Genomic DNA, 23,120 nt, shown 5'->3' with positions numbered 1-23,120 from the left:
GGCGACGTGGATGCGCCGCATCGGGCCGATCGAGCGCGATTTCAGCAAGCCGTTCGATCCGGTAGACGCGCTGGCGAACGCGATCCTGTACCAGCAGCTTTCCGGCAAGGCCGCGGCGACGATCGTCGCGCGCGTGGTCGCGCTGATGCCGCGCAAGCGCATCGACGCCGCCGGCATCGCCGCGCAGTCCGACGAGGCGCTGCGCGGCGCCGGCGTCTCGCGCAACAAGATCGCCGCGCTGCGCGACCTCGCCGTCAAGGCGCAGCACGGCATCGTGCCGGACGCGCGCGGGCTGGCGCGCATGTCCGACCAGGAGGCGATCGAGCATCTCACGCAGGTGCGCGGCATCGGCCGCTGGACCGTCGAGATGCTGCTGATGGCGCGGCTCGGCCGGCCCGACATCCTGCCGGTCGACGACCTCGGCATCCGCAAGGGCGCGCAGGTGGTGCACGGCTGGGAAGAGCCGCCGAAGCCGAAGGCGCTGGCCGAGTTCGGCGAGCGCTGGGGCCCGTACCGCACGCTGGCGAGCTTCTATCTCTGGCGCGTGGCCGAGGCGGCGCAGCCGGCCGCGCCGGTGCGCCGTTCGCAGGACTGATGCGCATGAACACCGCCGCGCCGCTGGTTCCCGAGGCCCTGCTGGCGGACTTCCACGCGCAGGCGCCGCGCGACGCGGCCGGCGCGTTCCGCGCGCTGACCGAACGCCTGGAGTCCGCGCGCGCGCCGGCGCAGGCCTGGCAACGCGTCGTCTCCGGCCTGCTGGGCGGCGGCTTCGCGGTGGCGGCGGGCACGCTGGCCGAACGCGGCCTGGCGTTCCACGCGCAGGACGCCGGCCTGCGCTACCTGCTCGGCAACGCGCTGCGCCAGCAGGGCGAGCGCGTCGCCGCCGAGCGCGAGCTGCGCGCGGCGCTGGCCGCGCAGCCGCAGCACGGCGACGCCGCGCTGTCGCTGGCCTACCTGCTGCGCGAGCAGGGCCGGCTGAACGGCGCGGCGGCGGCGGTGCAACTGCGCTGGAAGCACGCGCCGCGCACGCGCGAGGAGGCGATCGGCGCCGCCACATTCCTCAAGGAATGCCAGCACCACGCGGAAGCGCTCGAGGTGTGCACCGAGGCGCTGAAGCACCTGCGCGACGTGCCGGCGCTGCACGCGCTGACCGGCGAACTGGCGCTGGCGCTGGGCCGCTTCGAGCAGGCGCGCGTGCAGCTGCGCCGCGCGGTCGAGCTGGACCCGGCGCAGGCGCCTTCCTGGCTGCGCCTCGCCGCCACGCACAAGTTCAAGACGCGCGACGACGCCGACCTGGCGCTGCTGGAGCGCGCCGCGGCGCAGGGCCTGGCCAGCGCGGACGCGCGCATCAGCGTCGGCTTCGCGCTCGGCAAGGCCTACGACGATCTCGGCGACATTCCCGCCGCGGTGCGCGTGCTGCGAGAGGCCAACGCCGCGGTGGCCGCGCGCACCGGCTGGTCGGCGTCGCTGTGGCAGGGTTTCGTCGAGCGCCAGATCCGCGCCGCGCCGCTGGCGCCGGTGGCGGTGCCGGACATCGTGCCGGTGTTCGTGGTCGGCCTGCCGCGCACCGGCACCACGCTGGTGGCGACGCTGCTCGGCAGGCACCCGCAAGTGCGCAACCGCGGCGAGCTGAACTGGCTGGCCGCGCTGGCGGCGCACGTCGAGGGGCAGCGCCACTCGCCGGCGTCGATGGCGCAGGCCGCCGCGCTGTTCGCCGCGCAACTGCGCCAGGACGACGTCTCCGCGCGCTACTACCTCGACAAGAATCCGCTGAACTTCCGCCACCTCGGCCTGGCCGCGGCGCTGTTCCCCAACGCGCGCGTGATCCACTGCCGGCGCAACCGCCGCGATACCGCGCTGTCGATCTGGAGCCAGCACTTCGCGCACGCCGACAACGGCTACGCCTACCGCTTCGAGGACATCGCCGCCTTCGCCCAGGGCCACGACCGCCTGATGGCGCACTGGCGCGCGACGCTGCCGCTGCCGATCTACGATCTCGCCTACGAGAAGCTGGTGGCGCGGCCCGACGAGACCGTCGCCGACCTGCTGCGCTTCCTTTCGCTGGAGGCGCCCGCATCGCCGCCCGTCGAGGCGAAGCCTGCGGCGATCGTCACCGCCAGCGTCTGGCAGGCGCGCCAGCAGGTGTACTCGAGTTCGGTCGGACGCTGGCGCGCCTGGGCCGAGCATTTGCCGGAACTGCTGCAGGCGTTCCCCAACGAGCGCGCGGGCTGAGCGCGCGGCGCGTATCCACGAGCACCGATGGCAACCGAGCGCGAAGCGCATTGGCAGAAGGTCTACGCGGAAAAATCCGCCGATGCGGTGAGCTGGTACCGCGCGCATCTCGAGGTGTCGCTGCGCCTGCTCGAACGCGCCGGCATGGGCGCGCGCTCGCGGCTGATCGACGTCGGCGGCGGCGCCTCGACCCTGGTCGACGACCTGCTGGCGCGCGGGCTCGCCGCGATCACCGTGCTGGACATCGCCGAGCCGGCGCTCGACGCGGCGCGGCGGCGCCTCGGCGCGCGCGCCGAGGCGGTGACCTGGCTGGTCGGCGACGTCACCCGCGTCGCGCTGCCCGCGGCGGGCTACGACCTGTGGCACGACCGCGCCGTGCTGCACTTCCTCACCGACCCCGCCGACGCCGCGGCCTATGTCGCGCAGGTGCGGCACGCGCTGGCGCCGCGCGGACACGCGGTGATCGGCGGCTTCGCCAGCGACGGCCCCGAACGCTGCAGCGGCCTGCCGGTGGCGCGCCGCGACGCCGCCGACATCGCCGCGCTGTTCGGCCCCGGCTTCGAACTGCTGCACGGTGAACGCGAACTGCACCGCACGCCGTGGGGCGCGCCGCAATCCTTCGCCTACGCGCTGTTGCGCAAGGCCGCGTAGGGCGGAATCGCCGCGCCGCGGCGCTTCCGCGCGGGCGCCCGCGTCCGCGGGAGAAGAACCGTTTGCTCGACACGGATATTCGCGGATCGACGCGGATGGAGCGCATGGTCCATTTTCCGCGTCAAGACCGCGGCTGCATCCGCGTTCGTCCGCGCAAATCCGCGGGCAAGCGTTTCTCTTCCCGTCCTTCCGACAGGCGCGCGCCGGGCGAAACCGGGCGGCGCCTCAGTGCGCGTGCCAGCACCAGTGCCAGGGCTCGAAGGCGATGCCGTGCGGATTGCCGCGCGGGAACGACATGCGGAAGCCGTAGCGGTGCGCGTGGCGGTGCAGCCACTGGTAGGCGGGCGAGTGTTCGAAGTCTTCCTCGAGCGGCGTGCAGCCGGGCGTGGTCAGGTCGACCGCGCGGCCGGAGTGGTGCTCGCTGTAGCCGGGCGCCGCGCTGACGCGCAGGATCGCCTCGATGTCCTGGCCGCGTTCGCGCTTGCGCTCGAGGATGCCGAGCTGGTACGCCACCGAGCGGAACGCGGACACCACCTGCAGCTCGATGCCGTAGTCCACCGCGCGCTGGCGCATGCGGTTGAACGCCGCCGCCGCGCGCGGCGCCAGCCATTGCGGCCGGCCGTGGATGTCCGCGCCGATGAAGGTCAGTCGCGAAGGCTCGCGCATCGGCCGCAGGCGATGGCGGCGGCCGTAGTCGCGCGGGACGCCGAGCGCGTGCGCACGTTCCAGCAGGGCGCGCCAGTCCTCGGTGCGCGGCGGCGGCAGCGGTGCGATGACTCCCATGCGGTTAGCTTAGGCGACCGTCCGCACGCCGTCACCTGCACCGCAGCATGAAGCCGGCGGTGGCCGCCGCCGCGCGCGGCCGCGGTCGGCGAGGCGTCGCGGACGTTCAGCGCGGCGGCGGCGCCGGATCGAAGCGCAGCAGCGGCACCGGCAGGCCTTCGCCGGTGACGAGGAGGCTGCGGCCCGCGCGGTCGAAGCCGATCGCCTCGGCCTGCGGCAGCAGCGGCAGGCGCAGCAGCGCGGGCGTCGCGGCGAAGGCCTGCGCCCACGTCTGGCCGTCGGCGCGGGTGAAGAGATAGGCGTTGCGGTAGGTGAGCAGCGCGGCGCGGCGGCCGGCGGGGTCGATGTCGAGGCCGGTGGACTGGTCGCCGTAGCGCGCGGCGTTGAGCTTCAGCGCGCGCTCGGCTTCGGTCGGTTTCGGGATCGCGGTGATGGTGGCGATGCGCGTCGCCACCTGCTCGCCGTCGCCGCGCGGGCGCAGCGGCAGCGTGTACACCTGCGGCTGCCCGGTGCGCTTGGTGACCAGGATCACCGTCCGCGTCGTCGCGTCGACGCCCACGGCCTCGCAGTCGTGCGCGCCGTCGGGAAAGCGGTAGCGGATCTTCCACGCCGGCGCGGCATGCGCGTGCGCGGGCAGCGGCAGTTCCGGTTCGGCGAGCACCACCAGCTCGTAGTGGCCGCGCGTGCCGCCGTTGTCGCCGCTGTCGGCGACCAGCAGGTACGGCGCGCCGTCCAGCACGAACGAGGCCATGTCCTCCCAGTCGACGTCGTCGGCACCGTCGACGCGCACCTGGCCGAGCAGCGCGCCATGCGCGTCCAGCGCGTACAGGAACGGCTCGTTGCCGGAATCGTCGTGCACCCAGTAGCGGTCGTCGGCGCGGCGCGAGGCGGCGATGCCGCTGATTTCGTCGATGCGCAGGTCGGCGATGGTGCCGGCCACCTGCGGCGGACCGAACGGCGCGGGAGCGAAATCCTGCGCGTGCGCCGCCGCCGCGAGCAACGCGGCCAGCAGCAGGACGAGGACGCGCTTCACCGCACGGCCTCGACGCGCTCTATGCGCAGTTTGCCCAGCGCGCCGAGGCCGGCGTAGAAACGCCACGGATCGCCGTCGCCGACGCCCAGTGCGATGTGGCCGGCGTCGAAGCCGCCGAGCGCGGCGTCGTAGCTCTGCCAGCGACCGTCCACCCAGGCCTGCACCCAGGCGTGCGGCACGAACACGTGCGCCTGCGCGCCGAACTGCTGCACGTACACCAGGCCGTCCAGCACGCGCGCCGGGATGCCGAGCGAACGCGCCAGCGCGGCCAGCAGCACGGCGTGTTCGGTGCAGTCGCCTTCGCGCGTCTGCATCACCTCCAGCGCCGAGGCGTAGCCGACGCTGAGATCCTTGCTGCGCACATAGCCATGCACGAACGCTTCCAGCCGGCGCATGCGCGTGGCCGCGTCGGCCGCGCCCAGCGCGGCGTGCTCGGCAAGCTCGCGCAGCGCCGGCGCGTCGGCCTGCAGCCAGTCGTTGGCGGCGGTGTCGGCGGGCGTCGGCGGCGACTCCGCGCCGGCGCGCGCGGGCCCGATGCGAAGGGTGAGCACGCCATTCGCCTTCCGCACGCGCTGCTCGTCGGTGGCCGGCAGGTCCAGCGCGGAACCGTCGGCGGTGGTCAGCGTGTAGCGCAGCGCGCCGGCGCGCTCGCCGGCGCTCAGCGCGCGCGGTGCGGCGGCCAGCGTGGCGGTGAGGATGTCGGCGGACTGGTTGGGCGCCAGCGCGCAGGCGCGCGAGCAGGCCAGCGCGTCGAGACGCAGGCCGCCGATCGGCAGCGTCATCTTCTGCGCATCGCCCGCGGCGTCGGTCCACACCGTGGCCTGCGTCGCGTCGCCGCCGATCTGCAGCGACTGCCGCACTTCGGTGAGCGTGCGCCGGCCTTCCGGCAGGTCCACCTCGACCGCGCCATGCACCACGCCGCTCAGCGTGACGATCTGCACCGCACTGGGATCGAACGCCGGCACCGTGTAGCGCGCGCCCCTGACGTTGCCGGCGCGCAGCGCGGCGAGGCGCTGGCCCTCGGCGAGCAGCGCGCCGTCCGGCCAGTCCAGCGTGCGCGTGCGCGCCTGGCCGCCGACCTCGCTGCGCACCTCGAAACGCCCGTCGGGCAGGCGTTTGCCTTCGACGGTGCTGGCGACGCCGGACAGTTCGGTGCGCGAGCGGAACGCCAGCGGCTTGCCCTCGCGCGTCTCCACGCTGGTTTCCTCGTTGCGCATCGCCACCGTGGTGCCGGCGCGGTCCAGCGCGATGTCGAGCGTCTGCGTGGTGGTGACGCGGTCGCCTTCGACCGCGCGCGTCTCGTGCAGGTGGCCGATCTTGCGGCCCTCCAGCAGCACGGTCATCCAGGTGTCGGTCGCCGGCGCGGCGAACGCGGGCAGGGCGGCGGCGAGCAGGGCGAGGACGACGAGCAGGCGGCGCATGGCGGTCTCCGGGGTCGGCCTATTCTGCCAGCGCGGCGGCGCCGGGCCAGCGGTTAGAATCGCGGCAACCCCACAGGAGTTCCCGCATGAAGCCGTTCGGCACGCCCTACACCGACACCGCGATCCGCGTGATGCTGCTCGGCTCGGGCGAACTGGGCAAGGAAGTCGCGATCGAACTGCAGCGCTTCGCCGTCGAGGTGATCGCCGTCGACCGCTACGCCCACGCGCCGGCGATGCAGGTGGCGCACCGCAGCCACGTCGTCAACATGCTGGACGGCGCCGAGATCCGCCGCCTCGTCGAACTGGAGAAACCCGATCTGGTGGTGCCGGAGATCGAGGCCATCCACACGCCGACCCTGGTCGAGCTGGAGAAGGGCGGATTGCGCGTGATCCCCACCGCGCGCGCGGCCTGGCTGACCATGGACCGCGAAGGCATCCGCCGTCTCGCCGCCGAGACGCTGAAGCTGCCGACCTCGCCGTACCGCTTCGTCGACACCGAGGCGGAATACCGCGCCGCGGTGGCCGCGCTCGGCCTGCCGTGCGTGGTCAAGCCGGTGATGAGTTCGTCCGGCAAGGGCCAGAGCATCGTGCGCAGCGAGGCCGAGATCGGCCCGGCGTGGGACTACGCGCAGTCCGGCGGACGCACCGGCAAGGGCCGCTGCATCGTCGAGGGCTTCGTCGACTTCGACTACGAGATCACCCTGCTCACCGTGCGCCACCGCGACGGCACCTGCTTCTGCGCGCCGATCGGCCACCTGCAGGAGCACGGCGACTACCGCGAATCGTGGCAGCCGCAGCCGATGAGCGCCAAGGCGCTGGCCGAGGCGCAGCGCCAGGCCAAGGTGCTGACCGACGACCTCGGCGGCCTGGGCGTGTTCGGCGTCGAGTTCTTCGTCAAGGGCGACCGCGTGATCTTCTCCGAGGTCAGCCCGCGTCCGCACGACACCGGCCTCGTCACGCTGATCTCGCAGGACCTCTCCGAATTCGCCCTGCACGCGCGCGCCATCCTCGGCCTGCCGATCCCGACGATCCGCCAGTTCGGCCCGTCGGCGTCGTGCGCCGTGCTGGCCGAAGGCGAAGGCCAGTGCCCGCGCCTGCACGGCGCCGCCGAAGCGCTGGCCGAACCCGACACCGCGCTGCGCTGGTTCGGCAAACCTGAGGTCAAAGGCAAGCGCCGCATGGCGGTGACGCTGGCGCGCGCCGACGACGTCGATGCCGCGCGCGCCAAGGCGCGGGCGGCGGCGGGGAGGTTGCGGGTGGAGCTTTGAGACACGGCGCGCGTGGTCGATACATTGCCGCGGATTGGGGGCATTCAAGCCGCCGGAAGTGAATCCGTCACCATTCCCACACGCGACTCGACGTACGAACTGTCGGCTGGAATCGGCTAGTCGGCGGTTTGATGGTTTGGTGAACCAACGAGGCGCGCTCCTCCTGGCAGCAGGTTCGACATCCGGGACAGAGACGTCATGGTCGTTCAAGCCAAGAGCGGCCGTCTTGGCATGTGCCTCATGGGCGAGACCCAGTTCTCCGCGCGATTGCTCAAATCTTAGGGTCCACACGGCATTCGGTCTGTTGCGTTGTGCACTGCTTCAGATGCCGGGCTCCGACCCTTGCTCGAGGCTTATGAAGGATGCAGGGTTGTAGTTTGCCCGACGGGAGGCGTGAGTCAGCGGGCGAGTGGGATGGTTGAGCGCAGCGAAACCCGTCTGCTCGCACCGCGCGGCGGGTTTCGCCGCGCGAAGCCCGGCCGACGAAGTTCCCCGGCGGGCGCGGCTTCCTATGGCGCGACGTGCCGCCAGGCTGCGGCGGCGAGATACAGCCCAAGGCCGAAGACGAGGTGCGTGGCCACGCTCCGCAGCCGCGCCGCGTTCGGCTGCGGCGTGCGCGAGGCGGCGATGCCCGCGCCGAGCGCGGGCTGCATCACGAAGAACGGCGCCGCCACGGTGACGAGGCCGAACGCCAGCGCCGGGGCGAGCGTGGGGTCGTGTGCCCATCCCCGTCCGCACAGCCCGAGCAGGGCGGCGGCGTACAACACGCCGATCGCGTAATGGACCGCCCATCCGAGCGGACGCTCGCCGCGGACCGGCGCGGCCGCGGCGATGGCGTCGTGGCGGAAGCGGCCACGCGGCATGTGGCCGAGCCAGCGCCCCAGCATGGCGTAGTCGAACGAGGGCGCGCCGGAGACGCGCTGCCGCAACAGCGCCCAAAGATCCGTGACGGCGGTGGCGCCCGCGCCGATCACGGTGGCGTCGAGCAGGAAGGCGAGGAATTCACGCATGGTGGCCTGCGCTCCGCGAGGCGGCCGCCTGGGGGTACGGGCGGCGGCTGGCGGTTTCGGCGGTTCGTCCGGTCACGGGCATGTCCTCGGCTTGCGCGACGATGGCGGTTGTATCAGCCTACGACTTCGAGTCGACTTGAGGTCAAGCATGAAGGCGCTGGACATCGCCGAGGTCGCGCGGCGCTCGGGCCTGCCCGCCTCGACGCTGCGCTATTACGAGGAGCAGGGGCTGATCGCGCCGGTCGGGCGGCGCGGCCTGCGCCGGCTGTACGGCGCGGACGTGCTGGAACGCCTGGCGCTGGTCGCGCTCGGCCGCAGCGCCGGCTTCTCGCTGCGCGAGATCGCCGCCATGTTCGCGCCCGACGGCCGTCCGCGCATCGACCGTGCGCAACTCGCGGCGCGCGCCGATGCGCTTGACCGCACCCTGCGCCGGCTGCGCGCGATGCGCGACGGCCTGCGCCACGCCGCCGTCTGTCCCGCGCCCAGCCACATGGAATGCCCGACCTTCCGCCGCCTGCTGCGCGTCGCCGGCGCGGTGCAAGCCAGGAGATCCGGCGCGGCGCGCGCGGGTCGCGCACCGCCGGGGCGGCGCGATGCGCGACGCCCGATCCGCGAGACATGAAGAAAGGAGCCGGGTCCAGCATGGCGGATGTCCGATCTGCCGAAAGCGCCGACATCGCGCCGCTGGCGCAGCTCTGGCACGACGCCTGGCAGGATGCGCACGCCGACATCGTGCCGGCGGAACTGGCGCGGCATCGCACGCTGGAGAACTTCCGGCTGCGGCTGGAAGCGGGACTGCCGCGCGTGCGCGTGACCGGGCCGGTCGGCGCGCCCAGCGGGTTCTGCGTGGTGAAGGGCGACGAGCTGGACCAGCTCTTCGTCGCCCGCAGCGCGCGCGGGCAGGGCGTGGCGGCCGCGCTGATCGCGGATGCCGAGGCGCGCATCGCCGCCCACGGCTTCGACACCGGCTGGCTCGCCTGCGCGATCGGCAACGCGCGCGCGGCGCGGTTCTACGAGAAACAGGGCTGGCGGCGCGTGGGCACCATGGTCGCCAGGCTGGCGATCCCGACGGGCGTGTTCCCTCTGGAAGTCTGGCGCTACGAGAAGCGGCTGGGCGCGTAGATGACGATCCGGCCACTCGACACCGCCGACGCCGCGGCCTATCAGCGCCTGCGGCTGCTCGCGCTGCGCGAGAGCCCGACCGCGTTCAGCGCCAGCTACGAGGAGGAAGTCGGCCGCCCGCTCGACGACGTCGCGGCGCGCATCGCGCCGGCGAAGGACGGATCGATCTGCATGCTCGGCGTCTTCGTGCGGGACGAGCTGGCCGGCTTCGTCGCGATCGTCCGCCCGCAGCGCGCCAAGCTGCGCCACGCCGTCGAACTCGCGGGCATGTACGTCGCGCCGGCGCACCGCCGGCGCGGGCTGGGACGCGCGCTGCTGGACGCCGCCATCGCCATGCGTCTGCTCGCAAGACACGTTTGCCTGCAAGGCGCATCGGGTTTCGCCGCGCCCGACCCGGCCCACGGCGCGCACCGCAGCGGCGAGGCGCTGCAGCCGTTTTTCTGAGGCAGATCAGGGTTGGCGCGGTCATCGTCCTCGAACATGCATCCACGAGGGCGCTTCGTCTGCGCGTCCCGCACGCACACGGCGCTCAGGCGGCAAAACTACCGATGGCAGGCGCAGCCCCCATGCAGAAACCGTGGCTTGTCCAGTACCCGCCCGGCGTTCCGGCGGAGATCGATACCGACGCGTTCGCGTCGCTGAAGGACGTGCTGGCTTCGTCCTGCGCGCGCTTCGCCGACCTGCCGGCCTACCGCTCGATGGGCGCGGCGATCAGCTACCGGCAGCTCGACGAGGCCAGCCGCGCGTTCGCGGCGTGGCTGCAGAAGGTGGCCGGATTGCAGCGCGGCGACCGCGTCGCCCTGATGATGCCCAACCTCCTGCAGTACCCGGTGGCGCTGTTCGGCGTGCTGCGCGCGGGGATGGTGGTGGTCAACGTCAACCCGCTGTACACGCCGCGCGAGCTGGAACATCAGTTGAAGGATTCGGGTGCGACGGCGATCGTCGTGCTGGAGAACTTCGCGCACACCCTGCAGCAGGTGATCGCCGCCACGCCGGTGCGCACGGTGGTGACGACGCAGGTCGGCGACCTGCTGCCGCCATTCCGGCGCGTGCTGACGAACGCGATGGTCAAACACGTCAAGCGCATGGTGCCGCCGTGGCGGCTGCCGGGGACGGTCGGCTTCAACCGCGCGCTGGAGCTGGGCCGCGCGCAGACCTTCGACGAGGTCGCGCTGACGCACGACGACCTCGCCTTCCTGCAGTACACCGGCGGCACCACCGGCGTGGCCAAGGGCACGATGCTCACGCACGGCAACATGGTGGCCAACGTGCTGCAGTTGACCGCCTGGGTAGGACCCAACCTGCGCGCCGGCGAGGAGACGGCGGTCATGCCTTTGCCGCTGTATCACGTGTTCGCGCTGACGGTGTGCCTGACCCTGGCCGGGCTGGGAGAACAGACCGTGCTGGTGGCCAATCCGCGCGACCTGCCGGCGTTCGTGCGGACGCTGCGGCAGACGCGCTTCACCGTGATCGTCGGCGTGAACACGCTGTTCCGCGCGTTGCTGGACGCGCCGGGCTTCGCCGATGTCGATCTGCGCCACCTGAAGCTCGCGGTGGCCGGCGGCATGGCCGTGCAGCGCGTGGTGGCGCAGCGCTGGAAGCAGCGCTCGGGCGTGCCGCTGATGGAAGGCTACGGGCTGACCGAGGCATCGCCGGTGGCGATCGCCAATCCGGTCACCATCGAGGAATGGAGCGGCCTGATCGGCGTGCCGATCCCCAACACCGAAGCGGCCATCCTCGACGACGCCGGCAAGCCGGTCCCGCCGGGCGAAGTGGGCGAGATCTGCCTGCGCGGCCCGCAGGTGATGCGCGGCTACTGGAACCGCCCCGAGGAGACCGCGAATGTGTTCACCGCCGACGGCTGGCTGCGCACTGGCGACATGGGCACGATGGACGAACAGGGCAGCGTGCGCATCACCGACCGCAAGAAGGACATGATCGTGGTGTCCGGCTTCAAGGTGTTCCCGAACGAGGTCGAGGACGTGCTGGCGCTGCACCCCGGCGTGCTGGAGGCTGCCGCGATCGGCGTGCCCGACGCGCGTTCGGGCGAGGCGGTGAAGGCGATCATCGTGCCCAAGGATCCGGCGCTGACCGAGGCCGACATCCTCGAGCACTGCCGGCGCCAGTTGACCGCCTACAAGGTGCCGCGCATCGTCGAATTCCGCCGCGAGCCGCTGCCGAAGACCAACATCGGCAAGATCCTGCGGCGGGCGCTGCGCGAGGATGCGAAGGCGGCGTAGCGCGGCGCCGCAAGGTCCGGCGGCGGCATCGCGCGGCCTGCCGGGCCTCCGTGCTCGGCCGGTTCCATGGCCGTTCGCCACGAGCCCATCGGCGGGCTCGGGAGGGACTACGGCCCGCAGGGTCGGGCGGAAGGGCTGCGAGGACGGGCGCTTCGACTCCGCTTGCCGACGCAAGCCACGCTCGGCACGAACGGGCATGGATGGCTGGGCAGGGGGCGTCAGGTTCCGCGAAGCGCAGGCCGATACCGGTCCGTGCCGCGGCCGCGATACCATCGCGCCCTGCATGCTGCTCCGCGACGCCCACCCCGACGATTTCCCCGCCATCCTCGCCCTCAACGAGGCCTCGGTCGCCGTGCTGAGCCCGCTCACGCCCGAGCGCCTGGCGCATCTGCATGGACAGGCGGCGTACCATCGCGTGCTCGAGGCCGACGGCGCGGTGCGCGCGTTCCTGCTGGCGTTGCGCGAGGGCGCGGACTACGACAGTCCGAACTACCGCTGGTTCGTCGCGCGCTATCCGCGCTTCCTGTACGTCGACCGCGTGGTGGTCGCCGGCGCCGGCCGCGCGCAGGGCGCGGGCAGCACGCTGTACCGCGACCTGTTCGCGTTCGCGGCCGACGCGGGCGTGCCGGCGATCACCTGCGAGTACGACATCGAGCCGCCCAATCCGGCCTCCGCCCGCTTCCATGCCAGGTTCGGTTTCCGAGAGGTGGGACGGCAGGCGGTCGTCGGCTGCAGAAAGCAGGTGTCGCTGCAGGCGGTCGAAATCGGGCGGGACGGCGCCGTCGCCTGACCTGCGCCGCCGCGCGCATCGCGTTACCATCGAAGCTTCCGCAACGTGAAGCCGGCGCGCTGGCACGTCGGCGACGGAGGAGGAAGCGATGGAAGCCGGACTCTCGCGCTGGGTGCTGTTCGCGATCGAGCTGATGGCGGGCCTGTTCCTGCTGGCGCTGATCGTGCTGCTGGTGGGCGGCGCGGTGCTGTACGTGCTCGACCGCAGCCAGACCGGCAACGCGATCCGCCGCAATTTCCCGGTGATCGGTCGCTTCCGCGCGCTATTCGAGCATCTCGGCGAGTTCTTCCGCCAGTACTTCTTCGCCTTCGACCGCCAGGAGCTGCCGTTCAACCGCGCCGAGCGCACCTGGGTGTATCGCGCCGCGGAGAACGAGGACAACACGCGCGGCTTCGGCTCGACGCGCGATCTCAGCGTCGAGGGCACGCCGTTCTTCGTCAACGCGGCATTTCCCGAGCTCGAGCGCGATGCGGTGGAGCCGCAGCCGATCACCATCGGCCCCTACGCGCGCCAGCCCTACAGCCACGCGCCGTTCTTCAACATCTCGGCGATGAGCTTCGGCGCGCTGTCGGTGCCGGCGGTGCGCGCGCTGTCGCGCGGCGCGGCCAAGGCGGGCATCTGGCTGGACACCGGCGAGGGCGGGCTGGCGCCGTACCACCTCGAGGGCGGCTGCGACCTGGTGTTCGAGATCGGCACCGCCAAGTACGGCGTGCGCACGCCCGATGGCAAGCTCGACGACGCCAGGCTGCGCGAGGTGTGCGCGCACGCACAGGTGAAGATGGTCAGCATCAAGCTCGGCCAGGGCGCCAAGCCCGGCAAGGGCGGCCTGTTGCCGGGCGCGAAGGTGACGCCGGAGATCGCCGCGATCCGCGGCATCCCGGTCGGCCGGGATTCGCAGAGTCCGAACCGCCATCCCGAGATCCGCAACGTGCGCGAGCTGCTGGACATGGTCGCGCACGTGCGCGAGGTGTCGGGCAAGCCGACCGGCTTCAAGGCGGTGCTGGGCGACGTCGACTGGATCGCCGAGCTGTGCGACGAGGTGTGGAAACGCGGCATCGAGAGCGCGCCGGATTTCATCATCGTCGACGGCTCCGAGGGCGGTACCGGCGCCGCGCCGCAGACGCTGATGGAAGGCGTCGGCCTGCCGTTGCGCGAGGCGCTGCCGATGCTGGTCGACACGCTGATCGCCGCCGGCCTGCGCGAGCGCATCCGCGTGATCTGCTCCGGCAAGTGCATCACCGCCTACGAGGTGGCGTGGGCGCTGTGCATGGGCGCGGACTTCGTCAACTCGGCGCGCGGCTTCATGTTCGCGCTGGGCTGCATCCAGTCGCTGCAGTGCAACCGCAATACCTGCCCGACCGGCATCACCACCCACGATCCGCGCCTGCAGCGCGGCCTGGTGGTGCCGGACAAGGCCGAGCGCGTGGCCAACTACGCGCGCAACGTGATGCGCGAGGTGGGCGTCATCGCGCACAGCTGCGGCTTGCCGGAGCCGCGCGAGCTGCGCCGCTGGCATTGCCGCGTGGTCTGCGACGACGGCGTCTCGCGCCGGCTGGACGCACTGTATCCGTATCCGCAGCCGCGCATGCCTGCGGCCTGAGTCCGGCGGGCGTCCTCGAACGGCGTCCGGCAATTTCGTCCGGCTCTCGTACGCGGTGCGCGTCTCGTCGCGGCGGGCGGTTTCCTGCGCAGACACTGCCTGCCGGCGGCCGTGGCCGCGCGGGCGGCGATCGGCAGGGCGCCGGCGAGAGCAGCGCCGGCAGGGTGTCGCGCAGGGGCGTCGGCATCTCCGGAATCTCCGCGGCCTGGACCAGGCCGGCGGCGCGGCGCCAGGCACGCCGCCGCGGCGGCCGCCTTGGCGCGGTGCGCCGGCGGGCGCAAGCGCGGATCCGGCCTACAGCGTTTCCCAGTTGCCGCCGCGCAGCACTTCCAGCGGACGGAAGCGGCGCTTGTAGTCCATTTTCGGATGGCGCTCGATCCAGAAGCCGAGGTAGACGTGCGGCAGGCCGCGTTCGCGCGCGAACTGGATCTGCCGCAGCACGGCGTAGGTGCCGAGGCCGCGGGCGGATTCCTCGGGATCGAAGAAGGTGTATACCGCGGAGACGCCGGTCGAGCACACGTCGGTCACCGCCACGCCCAGCAGGCGGCCGTCCTTGCGCAGTTCGAGGAACAGCGTCGGGCTCCACGGCGCGGTGAGGAAGCGGGTGAAGTCCTCGTCGCTGGCGTCGTCCATGCCGCCGCCGCGATGACGGCCATGCAGGTAGCGCGCGTACAGCCCATGGCGTTCGGGGGTGAAGCCGGGCGCGGCCGGGATCAGTTCGAGGTCGGCGTTGCGCGCCAGACAGCGGCGCTGGCTGCGGTCGGGCGCGAAGGTGCCGACGGGGATGCGGCAAGGCACGCAGGCGTGGCAGCCGGGGCAGTGCGGGATGTAGACGTGCCCGCCGGCGCGACGGAAGCCGCGGCCCAGCGCGGCGGCGTACAGCTCGGGCAGGTCGGCCGCGGACGGGTCCAGCACCAGGTTCTGCGCCGTGCGGCCGCGGTAGTAACCGCAGCCGTGGGGCAGGGTCTGGAGCAGCCGCACGCGGTCGGAGCGCATGGCCTGATTCTAGCCACAGCCGCGGCGGGCGGCAGCGGATGGCCGTCACGGAAAGGGCGGACGCCGGCCGGGCTTGCGGGGACCGCTTCCCCGGGAAGAAGTCGTTCGGACGCGGATGGGCGCGGAAGCTCAGAACACGCCCATCATCTTCAGCACCAGCAGCACGAACATCGCGCCGACCGCGGCCACCAGCGCCGTGCGCACGCGCGAGGCGACGTGGGCGTGGCGCGCCGGGCCCGCCGCGCCGGGCTGCCGCTGCGTCGCCAGTTCGTTGGCGTAGCGGGTGGCCGGCTCGATGCCGATCTCGCGCAGCACCTCGCGCGCGCGCGTCTGGTCCTCGGCGCGGGTGATCCACACCTTCGGCCAGTCCTCGCCGCTGTCGCGCGCGGAGTAGCTGAAGCGGCTGTAGCTGCGGCGGTCGTAGACGCGGCGGTTGGTCACCGTGGTCTCGATGCCGTGTTCGGCGAGCAGCTGCACGACCCGTTCGATGTTTTCCGGGCGCGGCGAGGTGTAGATCTGGCGCATGAGGCTAGCTTACTCCGCCGCGCGCAGGCGGATCAGGCCTTCCTGCGCGGTGGAGGCGACCAGACGTCCGTCGCGGCTGTAGACGCTGCCGCGCGCCAGGCCGCGCGCGCCGGAGGCGCTGGGGCTGTCGCAGGAGTACAGCAGCCATTCGTCGGCGCGGAACGGGCGATGGAACCACAGCGCATGGTCGAGGCTGGCCATCTGCAGTTCCGGCGTCAGGTAGGAGATGCCGTGCGGCAGGGTGGCGGTGCCGATCAGGTGGAAGTCGGAGGCGTAGGCGAGCAGCGCGCGATGCAGCACCGGCGCGTCGCCGACGCGGTCGCGCAGGCGGAACCAGACGTGCTGCAGCGGCGGCCGTTTGGCCGGCTTCAGTTCGTCGCGCGGCCAGACGTGGCGGAACTCGAAGCCGCCCTCCATGCTCAGCCAGCGCTGCAGCTTCACCGGCAGATGCGCGAACTCCTCCGGCGGCAGCGGCTGCGGCGGCGCGAGATCCTCCGGCATCGGCACCTCCGGCATCGACAACTGGTGCTCGACGCCGGACTCGGCGATCTGGAACGACACCGCGCAGTTCAGGATCGGCTGGCCGTGCTGGATCGCCACCACGCGCCGCGCGGAGAAGCTGTGGCCGTCGCGCGCGCGCTCCACCGAGTAGACGATCGGCGCGTCGATGTCGCCGGCGCGCAGGAAGTAGGCGTGCAGCGAATGCGCCTGACGCTCGCCGTTGACGGTCTGCTGCGCCGCCGACAGCGCCTGGCCCAGCACCTGCCCGCCGAACACGTAGCGCGTGCCGATGTCGCGGCTCTGGCCGCGGAACAGGTTGTCCTCCAGGCGCTCGAGCGCGAGCAGGTCGAGCAGTTCGGCGACGACAGGCAGGGGCATGGGCACGGATCGGCGAAAAAAGGCGCGACAGTATAGCGGGGAGGGAGCAGGGAGCAGGGAGCGGGCGCGAGCGTTGCGACCGAGCCGTCATTCCCGCGCAAGTCGGAGTGACGCATCGATCATTCCCTTCTCGCGCTTCTGCCGACTCCCACCTTTACGGCTTCAGGCGTTCGAGGCCGCTGCCGGCCACCACCTCGGCCCAGGGGAACAGCGGGCCGGGGTCGCGTTTGCGATGGACGCGCCTGGCCGCATCGTCGGTGGCCGGCACCTCGGCGGTATCGAGATCCTCGTGGCCGGCGATCAGGCGCAAGTGGGGATATTCGTTGCGCAAGCGCGCCAGCAGCGCGCGCAGGCCGGCGATCTGCGCCGCCGTGTACGGCTCGGTCATCGCCTGGCGGCGCGAGTCCAGCCAGTCCGGATAACGACCGAGGTTGACCAGTTCGATGCCGATCGAGCGCGGGTTGTAGCCGCGCGTGTGGTGGGCGACGCGGGTGCCGGCGACGAACCGGTACACCTTGCCGTCGCGGTCGATGTAGTAGTGGCCGCTGTTGCCGGTGCCGTCCTCGTACAGCACCTTCTCGCCGTAGCTGCGCGCGGTGGCGAGGTCGGGCAGTTCGGTGCAGTGGATCACCACCAGGTCGACGGCCGCCGCCGGGCGCGCGTCGAGCTTCGCTTCGTAGGGCAGCGGCCAGTCGTGGACGACGAGGGGCATGGGCATGCGTCGAGTGTGGCATGCGCCGCGTCGGCGACGGTAGGGGCGCGTGCTAGCATGCGCGCATGCCCAGGACACTTCCCGCGCCGGCCCGACCGCTGGCGGCCTTTTCGCGTCTCCGTCGCGTGCGGCGGGCGATGCCGGAGCGCGTTGCATGAGCGGTCTCGTCATTCTCTCGCACGGCCTGGAGAGCGGGCCCGACGCGACCAAGGTCAGCGCGCTGGCCGCCGTCGCCGAGTCGCTCGGCTGGCGCACGCTGCGTCCGGACTACCGCGACCTCGACGCGCGCGGCCTCGCCGCCGCCGCGCAGCCGCGTCTCGAGCGCCTGGTCGCGGCGATTCCGCCGGACGAGCGCGTGCTGCTGGCCGGCTCCAGCTTCGGCGCGTTCATCTCCGGCCTGGCCTCGCGGCAACGCGCGGTCGCCGGCCTGTTCCTGCTGGCGACGCCGGCCGAGCTGCCCGGCTACGCGCGGCCGTTCGCGATGGCGGAGCGCGCGCGCGCGATGCTGGTGCACGGCTGGCGCGACGAGCTGTGCCCGGTGGATGCCGCGATCGCCATCGCGCGCGGCCACGGTGCCGAGCTGCTGCTGCTGGACGACGACCACCGCCTGTCCGCGCACGTCGACGCCATCGCCGCGCAGTTCCGGCTTTTCCTCGCATCGTTCTGACGTGACCGCGTTCTTCGCGACTTGCCCGAAGGGCCTCGAGTACCTGCTGCGCGACGAGCTGACCGCGCTCGGCGCCGAGGCGCACGAGGCGCTGGCCGGCGTGCGCTTCGAGGGCACGCTGGAGACCGCCTACCGCGCCTGCCTGGAATCGCGCCTCGCCAGCCGCGTGCTGCGGCCGATCGCCGAGTTCGACGCGCCCGACGCCGACGCGCTGTACGCCGGCGTGCGCGCGGTCGACTGGTCGCAGCACCTGGCCGCCGACGGCAGCTTCGCCGTCGACGCGGTGTGCGCGCAGAGCGCGCTGACGCACAGCCAGTTCGTGGCGTTGCGCGTCAAGGACGCGGTGGTCGACCAGTTCCGCGAGCGTGCCGGCGCGCGTCCGAACGTCGACGTCGAGCGCCCCGATCTGCGCCTGAACCTGCGCCTGAAGAAGGACCGCGCCACGCTGTCGCTGGACCTCGCCGGCACGCCGCTGCACCGGCGCGGTTGGCGCCAGGGCCAGGGCGAGGCGCCGCTGAAGGAGAACCTCGCCGCGGCGATGCTGCTGCGCGCGCAGTGGCCGGCGATCCACGCCGGCGGCGGCGCGCTGCTCGATCCGATGTGCGGCTCCGGCACGCTGCTGATCGAGGGCGCGCTGATGGCCGCCGGCGTCGCTCCCGGCCTGCGCCGCGACTACTTCGGCTTCCTCGGCTGGCGCGGCCACGACGCCGCGCTGTGGCAGCGCCTGCGCGCCGATGCCGAGACGCGCGCGGCGGAGGGCCTGCGCCGCCTGCGCGCCTGCTTCTTCGGCAGCGACGCCGATCCGGCGATGATCGCCGCCGCCAAGCGCAACGCGCAGGCGGCGGGCGTGGCCGGCTTCCTGCGGCTGGAGCGCCGCGACGTGGCGCACCTCGCGCGGCCCGCCGGCGTCGAGGCGCCTGGGCTGGTGATCGCCAATCCGCCCTATGGCGAGCGCCTCGGCGAGCGCAGCGCGCTGCCGGCGCTCTATCGCACGCTGGGCGTGCGCCTGCGCGAAGGCTTTTACGGCTGGCGCGCCGCGGTGCTGACCTCCGACGACGCGCTCGGCCGCGCGCTCGGCCTGCGTGCGGAGAAGCGCTACACGCTGTTCAACGGCGCGCTGGAATGCGCGCTGCTGTGCTTCGACCTGACGCCGCGCGAAGAGGCGCCGCGCGCGACGAAGCCGCTGTCGCCCGGCGCGACGATGGCGAAGAACCGCATCGTCAAGAACGCGCGCCACCTGCGCAAGCGCCTCGCGCGCGAAGGCATCGCCTGCTACCGCGTGTACGACCAGGACCTGCCGGAGTACGCCGCGGCGATCGACGTCTATGCGGCCGTGCCGGAAGCCACGCCCGATGCGCCGCCGCAGGCCTACCTGCACGTGCAGGAATACCAGGCGCCGGCCGACGTGCCCGAGCACGTCGCGCGCGAGCGCCTGCGCGACCTGGTGCGCGCGGCCGGCGAGGCGCTGGAAGTGCCGCGCGAGCGCATCGCGGTGAAGCAGCGCCGGCGCGGCAAGGGCGGCGCCAAGTACGGACGGCTCGACGAACGCGGCGAATTCCTGCTGGCGGAGGAGGGCGGCCTGCGCTTCCGCATCAACCTCACCGACTACCTCGACACCGGCCTGTTCCTCGACCACCGCCTGGTGCGCGCCAAGGTGCGCGAGCTGGCGCGCGGGCGGCGTTTCCTCAACCTGTTCGCCTACACCGGCACGGCCAGCGTGTATGCCGCCGCCGGCGGCGCGCGCGAGACGGTCAGCGTGGACCTCTCCGCGACCTACCTCGACTGGGCCTCGCGCAACCTCGCGCTGAACGGCTTCAGCGGGCACGCGCACCGTCTGGTGCAGGCCGACGCGCTGGATTTCCTCGCCGGCGAGCGCGGCCGCTACGGCCTGATCTACGTCGATCCGCCGACCTTCTCCAACTCCAAGCGTGCCGAGGACTTCGACGTGCAGCGCGACCACGTGCGCCTGCTCGCCGCCTGCGGCGAACGCCTGGAGCGCGGCGGCGTGATCGTGTTCTCCAACAATTTCCGCCGCTTCCGCCTCGACGCCGCGGCGCTGGCGGCGCGTTTCGCCATCGAGGACTGGAGCCGCGGCAGCATCCCGTTCGATTTCGAGCGCCGCGCCGACATCCATGGCTGCTGGCTGCTGCGGCCGCACGCGGCCTGACGGGCGTTTCAGTGGCGATTCAGTCCGCCGGCGCGAGCATCACGCCGATCCGGAGGCATGCCCATGAACATGCAGCGTTCGCGCAAGGTCGGTCTTGCCCTGTTCGCCCTCGCCGTGCTGGCGCTCGCGCCGGCGGCGTTCGCGCGCACCCACGTCAGCATCGGCCTCGGCTTCTACGGGCCGGGTTACAGCGTCGGCGTCTCCAGCTGTCACCATTGCGGCTGGGGTTACCGGGGCGGCTTCTACGGCGGTTGGTACGCCCCGGTCTACTACGCGCCGGCGCCGGTCTACTACGCTCCGCCGCGGGTGGTGTACTACGACGAGCCGGTGGTGGTGGAGCGCGTGTACGAGACGCGCCGCGTCTACCGCTACGACGACGATCGCTACGACGACCGCTACGACCGGCGCTATCGCGACGACGGCCGCCGCCGCGGCCATTACTACGACGACGACGGCGACTGAAGCCTTCGGCAGCGCGGCGCCATTCCCTGCGGCCCGGTCGGCGACGATCGGGCCGCGGCGTTTCAGCCGCCCTTGAGCAGGGCCTTGTAGCCGTCCTTGTCCAGCGGCTGCACGGCGGAAACGCGGCAGAGCTGGCCGCTGTCCGGCACCACCATCTCGCCCGCGTCGCCGCACATGCGGCCCTGGGTGGCCGGGGTGGGGCGGAACATCAACATGCCGCCGTCCTTGAGGCCGTCGCAGTCGCTGCCGAGCGTGACGTGGTAATAGTTGTCGCCCGTCTGCACGGCGAGGTCGCGCGCGTCGACGGCGGTCCAGCGGCGGATGCGGCCGGGATCGAGACACATCTCGACCGGCCGCAGCGGACCGGCGGCTGCGGCGGCCGGCGCCGGATGGGCCGAGGCGACGGCCTCGCCCGCCACCGTCGGCGCGGTGGCGGCGGTGGCGGGCGCGGCGGCATCCTGCGCGGGCACGCCGGGCGCGAAACCGAGCGCGCCGGCGCAGGCGGCGATGATCAGCAAGGGTCGACAGGCAGGCATGCTCCCCTCCGCATGGCTGTTGGAACTCGGAGGCGCGATCGTCGTCCCACCCGGACGGACGCTGCGGCAGACCTGCGGACAGGCGCCTGGCGCCTCGAGGGCAAGCATACCCCGATGAGCCCCGATGTACAGGGAGACGGTCGGCGATGACGAACGAACGCGGCGGCGCCCGCCCCGGCGAGGGGTTGCACCCGACGCTGACCTTCCTGCGCGAGTGGCTGCGCGCGCCGCGTTCGATCGCCGCGCTGTCGCCCTCCGGCCGGCAACTGGCGCGGCTGATGGTGGCGCAGGTGCCGCGCGACGCAAGGCGCGTGATCGAACTGGGCGGCGGCACGGGCGCGATCACGCGCGCGCTGTTCGACCGCGGCGTCCCGCGCGAGGGCCTGCTGGTGCTGGAATTGAACGATGCGCTGCACCGGCATCTGCGCGAGCGCTTCGCCGGCGTGCAGGTCGTGCACGCCGATGCGCGCGACCTGGGCGGCGTGCTGCGCCGCACCGGTTTTCTCGAGGCCGGGCCGGCGGATGCGGTGATCAGCAGCCTCGGCCTGCTGGCGATGCCGCGGCGCATGCAGCGCGAGATCCTCGAGGGCGCGTTCGCCGCGCTGCGCGCGGACGGATGCTTCGTGCAGTTCACCTATGGCCCGTTCGGTCCGGTGCCGAGGCCGCTGCTGGTCGAGCTCGGCCTCGGCGTGCGCCGGCACGGCGTGGCGTGGTGGAACGTCCCGCCCGCCGCCGTCTACGTCTACCGGCGGCTGCGCCCGCGCATGGCGGCACCCGCGCGCGGACGATAGATCTCGACTTCCAGCGTGCCGTGGCGGAACGGCAGGGTGGACTCCGGCCCCCGCAGCGCGGCCAGCCGCGCCAGCGCCTCCGCAGGCGTGAGGTGGACGCGCGCGTTCACCGCCGCGCCGCGCAGGGCGAGTGCAGCGCCAGCGCCGCCGTCTCCACGCGGTAGATGTCGCGCAGGCCGTTGCCGGGCGCGTGCAGGCGCGCGTTCAGCGCGGCGATGTCCAGCGCGCGCGGCAGCGGTTCGTGGCCGTAGCCGCGGTTGCTGGCGAAGTAGAGATACCTGCCGTCCGGCGAGAGCTTCGCGCCGAACTCCCAGGCGTAGGAATTCACCGGCGCGCCGAGATTGCGCGGCGTCGTCCAGGCGCCCTCGCAGCGGTAGCTGACCCAGAGGTCGTAGGCGCCCTCGCCGCCGTGGCCCTTGCTGGAGAAGATCAGGTAGGACTGGTCGGGGGCGATCCAGCCTTCGATGTCCTCGCCGGCGGTGTTGATCGGCGGGCCGAGGTTCTCCGGTTCGGCGTAGTGGTCGCCCAGCCAGCGCGCGCGGTAGAGATCGGCGGTGCCGTCCGGGCCGAGGTTGCCGTCGCGGCGCTCCGAGCCGAAGTACAGCGTGCCGTCGGCGGCGGCGACCGGGAACCATTCGTTGCCGGGACTTTCCAGCTCGGCGACGTGCCGCGGCGCGCTCCAGCCGTCGGCGGTGCGCGTCATCGTCCAGATCTCGGTGTCGGGACGCTCCGCGCCGCCCGGCGCGGTCGGCCGCGTGGAGACGAAGAACATGCGCCGGCCGTCCGGGCTGAAGGACACGTCGGCGTCGGCGTAGCGGCCGGAGAACCACGCTACCTGCGGCGCGCTCCAGCCGCCGTCGGGCGTGCGCCGCGAGACCAGCACGGTCCAGCGCAGGAAGTCCGGCGTGCTGCGCACGAAATACAGCGTCTGCCCGTCGGGACTCAGCGCCGGCGCGGCTTCGTCGTCGCCGGTGTCGACGACGCCGGGCGCGACCAGCGCGGGCGCCGGCGGCGCCGCGGCCGCGCTCGCGGCCGTCAACGCCAGGAACAGGAAAACGGCCGATGCGCGGCCTGCGCGGATGCGTCGTGCGTGCGGCATGTCCGCCTCCCCGTGGCTGCGCGCGCTCCGCCGACTCTACCGTTGCCGGCGGCGGACGCGCGCGCGGCTGCGGCGGACCGTGCATCTTTTGCGCCGGCCCGCCGCGCGGCCGGGCGCGCGCCGCCGGGCGGGGACG

24 protein-coding genes are annotated in these 23,120 nt (G+C 72.8%); 14 read left to right on the top strand and 10 right to left on the bottom strand.

Annotation, left to right across the window (positions count from 1 at the left end; genetic code table 11):
* Window positions 1–10 precede the first annotated feature (10 nt).
* From MBSD_RS09190 to MBSD_RS09180, 3 genes are read left to right on the top strand one after another with little or no spacing between them, the layout of a single operon-like run.
* Window positions 11–595, top strand: a complete 585-nt coding sequence (locus tag MBSD_RS09190) for a DNA-3-methyladenine glycosylase family protein (protein ID WP_062537050.1) — start codon at window positions 11–13, stop codon at window positions 593–595.
* Window positions 596–600: 5 nt separating this feature from the next.
* Entirely contained in the window at window positions 601–2,232 is a 1,632-nt protein-coding gene (locus tag MBSD_RS09185; RefSeq protein ID WP_187300615.1) for a tetratricopeptide repeat-containing sulfotransferase family protein, read from the top strand.
* Between the two features lie 27 nt (window positions 2,233–2,259).
* Entirely contained in the window at window positions 2,260–2,883 is a 624-nt protein-coding gene (locus MBSD_RS09180; protein ID WP_062537048.1) for a class I SAM-dependent methyltransferase, read from the top strand.
* 225 nt (window positions 2,884–3,108) lie between these two features.
* Here the strand turns inward: MBSD_RS09180 and MBSD_RS09175 are convergent, their stop codons facing one another.
* From MBSD_RS09175 to MBSD_RS09165, 3 genes are all read right to left on the bottom strand, one after another.
* Window positions 3,109–3,666: a M15 family metallopeptidase gene (locus MBSD_RS09175; protein WP_062537047.1), complete on the bottom strand. Its 558-nt coding sequence runs from the start codon at window positions 3,664–3,666 to the stop codon at window positions 3,109–3,111.
* Between the two features lie 106 nt (window positions 3,667–3,772).
* Window positions 3,773–4,699, bottom strand: a complete 927-nt coding sequence (locus MBSD_RS09170) for a hypothetical protein (protein ID WP_062537046.1) — start codon at window positions 4,697–4,699, stop codon at window positions 3,773–3,775.
* Window positions 4,696–6,120, bottom strand: a complete 1,425-nt coding sequence (locus MBSD_RS09165) for a transglutaminase-like domain-containing protein (protein WP_062537045.1) — start codon at window positions 6,118–6,120, stop codon at window positions 4,696–4,698. The genes MBSD_RS09170 and MBSD_RS09165 overlap by 4 nt, the downstream gene beginning before the upstream one ends.
* Before the next feature lie 86 nt (window positions 6,121–6,206).
* Here MBSD_RS09165 and purT point away from each other — a divergent pair, with 86 nt between their 5' ends.
* Window positions 6,207–7,388 (top strand): formate-dependent phosphoribosylglycinamide formyltransferase, encoded by a 1,182-nt coding sequence (gene purT, locus MBSD_RS09160; protein ID WP_062537044.1) that lies wholly within the window; start codon window positions 6,207–6,209, stop codon window positions 7,386–7,388.
* A 509-nt stretch (window positions 7,389–7,897) separates the two neighbouring features.
* On the opposite strand, the gene MBSD_RS09155 is transcribed toward purT, so the two are convergent.
* Window positions 7,898–8,398, bottom strand: a complete 501-nt coding sequence (locus tag MBSD_RS09155) for a DUF2938 domain-containing protein (protein ID WP_062537043.1) — start codon at window positions 8,396–8,398, stop codon at window positions 7,898–7,900.
* Between the two features lie 148 nt (window positions 8,399–8,546).
* Between MBSD_RS09155 and MBSD_RS09150 the strand changes: the two genes are divergently transcribed.
* The 6 genes from MBSD_RS09150 (at window position 8,547) to MBSD_RS09125 (ending at window position 14,150) form a co-directional block, all read left to right on the top strand.
* Window positions 8,547–9,020 (top strand): helix-turn-helix domain-containing protein, encoded by a 474-nt coding sequence (locus MBSD_RS09150; protein WP_062537042.1) that lies wholly within the window; start codon window positions 8,547–8,549, stop codon window positions 9,018–9,020.
* Between the two features lie 20 nt (window positions 9,021–9,040).
* A complete protein-coding gene (locus MBSD_RS09145) occupies window positions 9,041–9,520 on the top strand; it encodes a GNAT family N-acetyltransferase (protein WP_062537041.1) in 480 nt (159 codons plus the stop codon).
* On the top strand, window positions 9,521–9,964 hold the full coding sequence (locus tag MBSD_RS09140) for a GNAT family N-acetyltransferase (protein WP_062537040.1): 444 nt from the start codon (window positions 9,521–9,523) through the stop codon (window positions 9,962–9,964).
* A gap of 122 nt (window positions 9,965–10,086) precedes the next feature.
* Window positions 10,087–11,760, top strand: coding sequence for an AMP-binding protein (locus MBSD_RS09135; RefSeq protein WP_062537039.1), 1,674 nt, complete (start codon window positions 10,087–10,089; stop codon window positions 11,758–11,760).
* A 283-nt stretch (window positions 11,761–12,043) separates the two neighbouring features.
* Entirely contained in the window at window positions 12,044–12,550 is a 507-nt protein-coding gene (locus tag MBSD_RS09130; protein ID WP_237071774.1) for a GNAT family N-acetyltransferase, read from the top strand.
* An 88-nt stretch (window positions 12,551–12,638) separates the two neighbouring features.
* Window positions 12,639–14,150 carry an FMN-binding glutamate synthase family protein gene (locus MBSD_RS09125; RefSeq protein ID WP_062537038.1) on the top strand — a complete coding sequence of 504 codons (1,512 nt, stop codon included), beginning with the start codon at window positions 12,639–12,641 and terminating at the stop codon, window positions 14,148–14,150.
* Window positions 14,151–14,444: 294 nt separating this feature from the next.
* Here the strand turns inward: MBSD_RS09125 and MBSD_RS09120 are convergent, their stop codons facing one another.
* The 4 genes from MBSD_RS09120 to MBSD_RS09105 form a co-directional block, all read right to left on the bottom strand.
* Window positions 14,445–15,146, bottom strand: coding sequence for an arginyltransferase (locus tag MBSD_RS09120; RefSeq protein WP_062537037.1), 702 nt, complete (start codon window positions 15,144–15,146; stop codon window positions 14,445–14,447).
* A 129-nt stretch (window positions 15,147–15,275) separates the two neighbouring features.
* Window positions 15,276–15,671: a putative signal transducing protein gene (locus MBSD_RS09115; RefSeq protein WP_062537036.1), complete on the bottom strand. Its 396-nt coding sequence runs from the start codon at window positions 15,669–15,671 to the stop codon at window positions 15,276–15,278.
* A gap of 9 nt (window positions 15,672–15,680) precedes the next feature.
* Window positions 15,681–16,550 (bottom strand): acyl-CoA thioesterase II, encoded by an 870-nt coding sequence (gene tesB, locus MBSD_RS09110; protein WP_062537035.1) that lies wholly within the window; start codon window positions 16,548–16,550, stop codon window positions 15,681–15,683.
* A gap of 154 nt (window positions 16,551–16,704) precedes the next feature.
* A complete protein-coding gene (locus MBSD_RS09105; protein WP_062537034.1) occupies window positions 16,705–17,262 on the bottom strand; it encodes an N-acetylmuramoyl-L-alanine amidase in 558 nt (185 codons plus the stop codon).
* Between the two features lie 154 nt (window positions 17,263–17,416).
* On the opposite strand from MBSD_RS09105, the gene MBSD_RS09100 reads away from it, so the two are divergent.
* From MBSD_RS09100 to MBSD_RS09090, 3 genes are all read left to right on the top strand, one after another.
* Complete coding sequence (locus MBSD_RS09100) at window positions 17,417–17,929, top strand: alpha/beta hydrolase (RefSeq protein WP_062537033.1); 513 nt, start codon at window positions 17,417–17,419, stop codon at window positions 17,927–17,929.
* Window position 17,930: 1 nt separating this feature from the next.
* Window positions 17,931–20,096 carry a bifunctional 23S rRNA (guanine(2069)-N(7))-methyltransferase RlmK/23S rRNA (guanine(2445)-N(2))-methyltransferase RlmL gene (gene rlmKL, locus MBSD_RS09095; protein WP_062537032.1) on the top strand — a complete coding sequence of 722 codons (2,166 nt, stop codon included), beginning with the start codon at window positions 17,931–17,933 and terminating at the stop codon, window positions 20,094–20,096.
* Window positions 20,097–20,159: 63 nt separating this feature from the next.
* On the top strand, window positions 20,160–20,558 hold the full coding sequence (locus tag MBSD_RS09090; protein WP_062537031.1) for a hypothetical protein: 399 nt from the start codon (window positions 20,160–20,162) through the stop codon (window positions 20,556–20,558).
* A gap of 62 nt (window positions 20,559–20,620) precedes the next feature.
* Here MBSD_RS09090 and MBSD_RS09085 read toward each other — a convergent pair whose 3' ends face one another.
* Window positions 20,621–21,094, bottom strand: coding sequence for a DUF6491 family protein (locus MBSD_RS09085; protein ID WP_148667851.1), 474 nt, complete (start codon window positions 21,092–21,094; stop codon window positions 20,621–20,623).
* Between the two features lie 146 nt (window positions 21,095–21,240).
* Here MBSD_RS09085 and MBSD_RS09080 point away from each other — a divergent pair, with 146 nt between their 5' ends.
* Window positions 21,241–21,885 carry a class I SAM-dependent methyltransferase gene (locus tag MBSD_RS09080; protein WP_062537029.1) on the top strand — a complete coding sequence of 215 codons (645 nt, stop codon included), beginning with the start codon at window positions 21,241–21,243 and terminating at the stop codon, window positions 21,883–21,885.
* A 106-nt stretch (window positions 21,886–21,991) separates the two neighbouring features.
* On the opposite strand, the gene MBSD_RS09075 is transcribed toward MBSD_RS09080, so the two are convergent.
* On the bottom strand, window positions 21,992–22,984 hold the full coding sequence (locus tag MBSD_RS09075) for a TolB family protein (protein ID WP_062537028.1): 993 nt from the start codon (window positions 22,982–22,984) through the stop codon (window positions 21,992–21,994).
* Between the last annotated feature and the right edge of the window lie 136 nt (window positions 22,985–23,120).

The organism is Mizugakiibacter sediminis, assembly GCF_000953855.2.
Taxonomy (GTDB): Bacteria; Pseudomonadota; Gammaproteobacteria; order Xanthomonadales; family Rhodanobacteraceae; genus Mizugakiibacter; species Mizugakiibacter sediminis.
Note: the sequence above shows the minus strand (reverse complement) of the source record. Positions and strands in the feature narration are given on the sequence as shown.

Bases quoted from the DNA above. Each gene is read 5' to 3' on its own strand.
- MBSD_RS09190 (WP_062537050.1), top strand. From the start codon at position 11: ATGCGCCGCATCGGGCCGATCGAGCGCGATTTCAGCAAGCCGTTCGAT.
- MBSD_RS09185 (WP_187300615.1), top strand. From the start codon at position 601: ATGAACACCGCCGCGCCGCTGGTTCCCGAGGCCCTGCTGGCGGACTTC.
- MBSD_RS09180 (WP_062537048.1), top strand. From the start codon at position 2,260: ATGGCAACCGAGCGCGAAGCGCATTGGCAGAAGGTCTACGCGGAAAAA.
- MBSD_RS09175 (WP_062537047.1), bottom strand. From the start codon at position 3,666: ATGGGAGTCATCGCACCGCTGCCGCCGCCGCGCACCGAGGACTGGCGC.
- MBSD_RS09165 (WP_062537045.1), bottom strand. From the start codon at position 6,120: ATGCGCCGCCTGCTCGTCGTCCTCGCCCTGCTCGCCGCCGCCCTGCCC.
- purT (WP_062537044.1), top strand. From the start codon at position 6,207: ATGAAGCCGTTCGGCACGCCCTACACCGACACCGCGATCCGCGTGATG.
- MBSD_RS09155 (WP_062537043.1), bottom strand. From the start codon at position 8,398: ATGCGTGAATTCCTCGCCTTCCTGCTCGACGCCACCGTGATCGGCGCG.
- MBSD_RS09150 (WP_062537042.1), top strand. From the start codon at position 8,547: ATGAAGGCGCTGGACATCGCCGAGGTCGCGCGGCGCTCGGGCCTGCCC.
- MBSD_RS09145 (WP_062537041.1), top strand. From the start codon at position 9,041: ATGGCGGATGTCCGATCTGCCGAAAGCGCCGACATCGCGCCGCTGGCG.
- MBSD_RS09140 (WP_062537040.1), top strand. From the start codon at position 9,521: ATGACGATCCGGCCACTCGACACCGCCGACGCCGCGGCCTATCAGCGC.
- MBSD_RS09135 (WP_062537039.1), top strand. From the start codon at position 10,087: ATGCAGAAACCGTGGCTTGTCCAGTACCCGCCCGGCGTTCCGGCGGAG.
- MBSD_RS09130 (WP_237071774.1), top strand. From the start codon at position 12,044: ATGCTGCTCCGCGACGCCCACCCCGACGATTTCCCCGCCATCCTCGCC.
- MBSD_RS09125 (WP_062537038.1), top strand. From the start codon at position 12,639: ATGGAAGCCGGACTCTCGCGCTGGGTGCTGTTCGCGATCGAGCTGATG.
- MBSD_RS09120 (WP_062537037.1), bottom strand. From the start codon at position 15,146: ATGCGCTCCGACCGCGTGCGGCTGCTCCAGACCCTGCCCCACGGCTGC.
- MBSD_RS09115 (WP_062537036.1), bottom strand. From the start codon at position 15,671: ATGCGCCAGATCTACACCTCGCCGCGCCCGGAAAACATCGAACGGGTC.
- tesB (WP_062537035.1), bottom strand. From the start codon at position 16,550: ATGCCCCTGCCTGTCGTCGCCGAACTGCTCGACCTGCTCGCGCTCGAG.
- MBSD_RS09105 (WP_062537034.1), bottom strand. From the start codon at position 17,262: ATGCCCCTCGTCGTCCACGACTGGCCGCTGCCCTACGAAGCGAAGCTC.
- MBSD_RS09100 (WP_062537033.1), top strand. From the start codon at position 17,417: ATGAGCGGTCTCGTCATTCTCTCGCACGGCCTGGAGAGCGGGCCCGAC.
- MBSD_RS09090 (WP_062537031.1), top strand. From the start codon at position 20,160: ATGAACATGCAGCGTTCGCGCAAGGTCGGTCTTGCCCTGTTCGCCCTC.
- MBSD_RS09085 (WP_148667851.1), bottom strand. From the start codon at position 21,094: ATGCCTGCCTGTCGACCCTTGCTGATCATCGCCGCCTGCGCCGGCGCG.
- MBSD_RS09080 (WP_062537029.1), top strand. From the start codon at position 21,241: ATGACGAACGAACGCGGCGGCGCCCGCCCCGGCGAGGGGTTGCACCCG.
- MBSD_RS09075 (WP_062537028.1), bottom strand. From the start codon at position 22,984: ATGCCGCACGCACGACGCATCCGCGCAGGCCGCGCATCGGCCGTTTTC.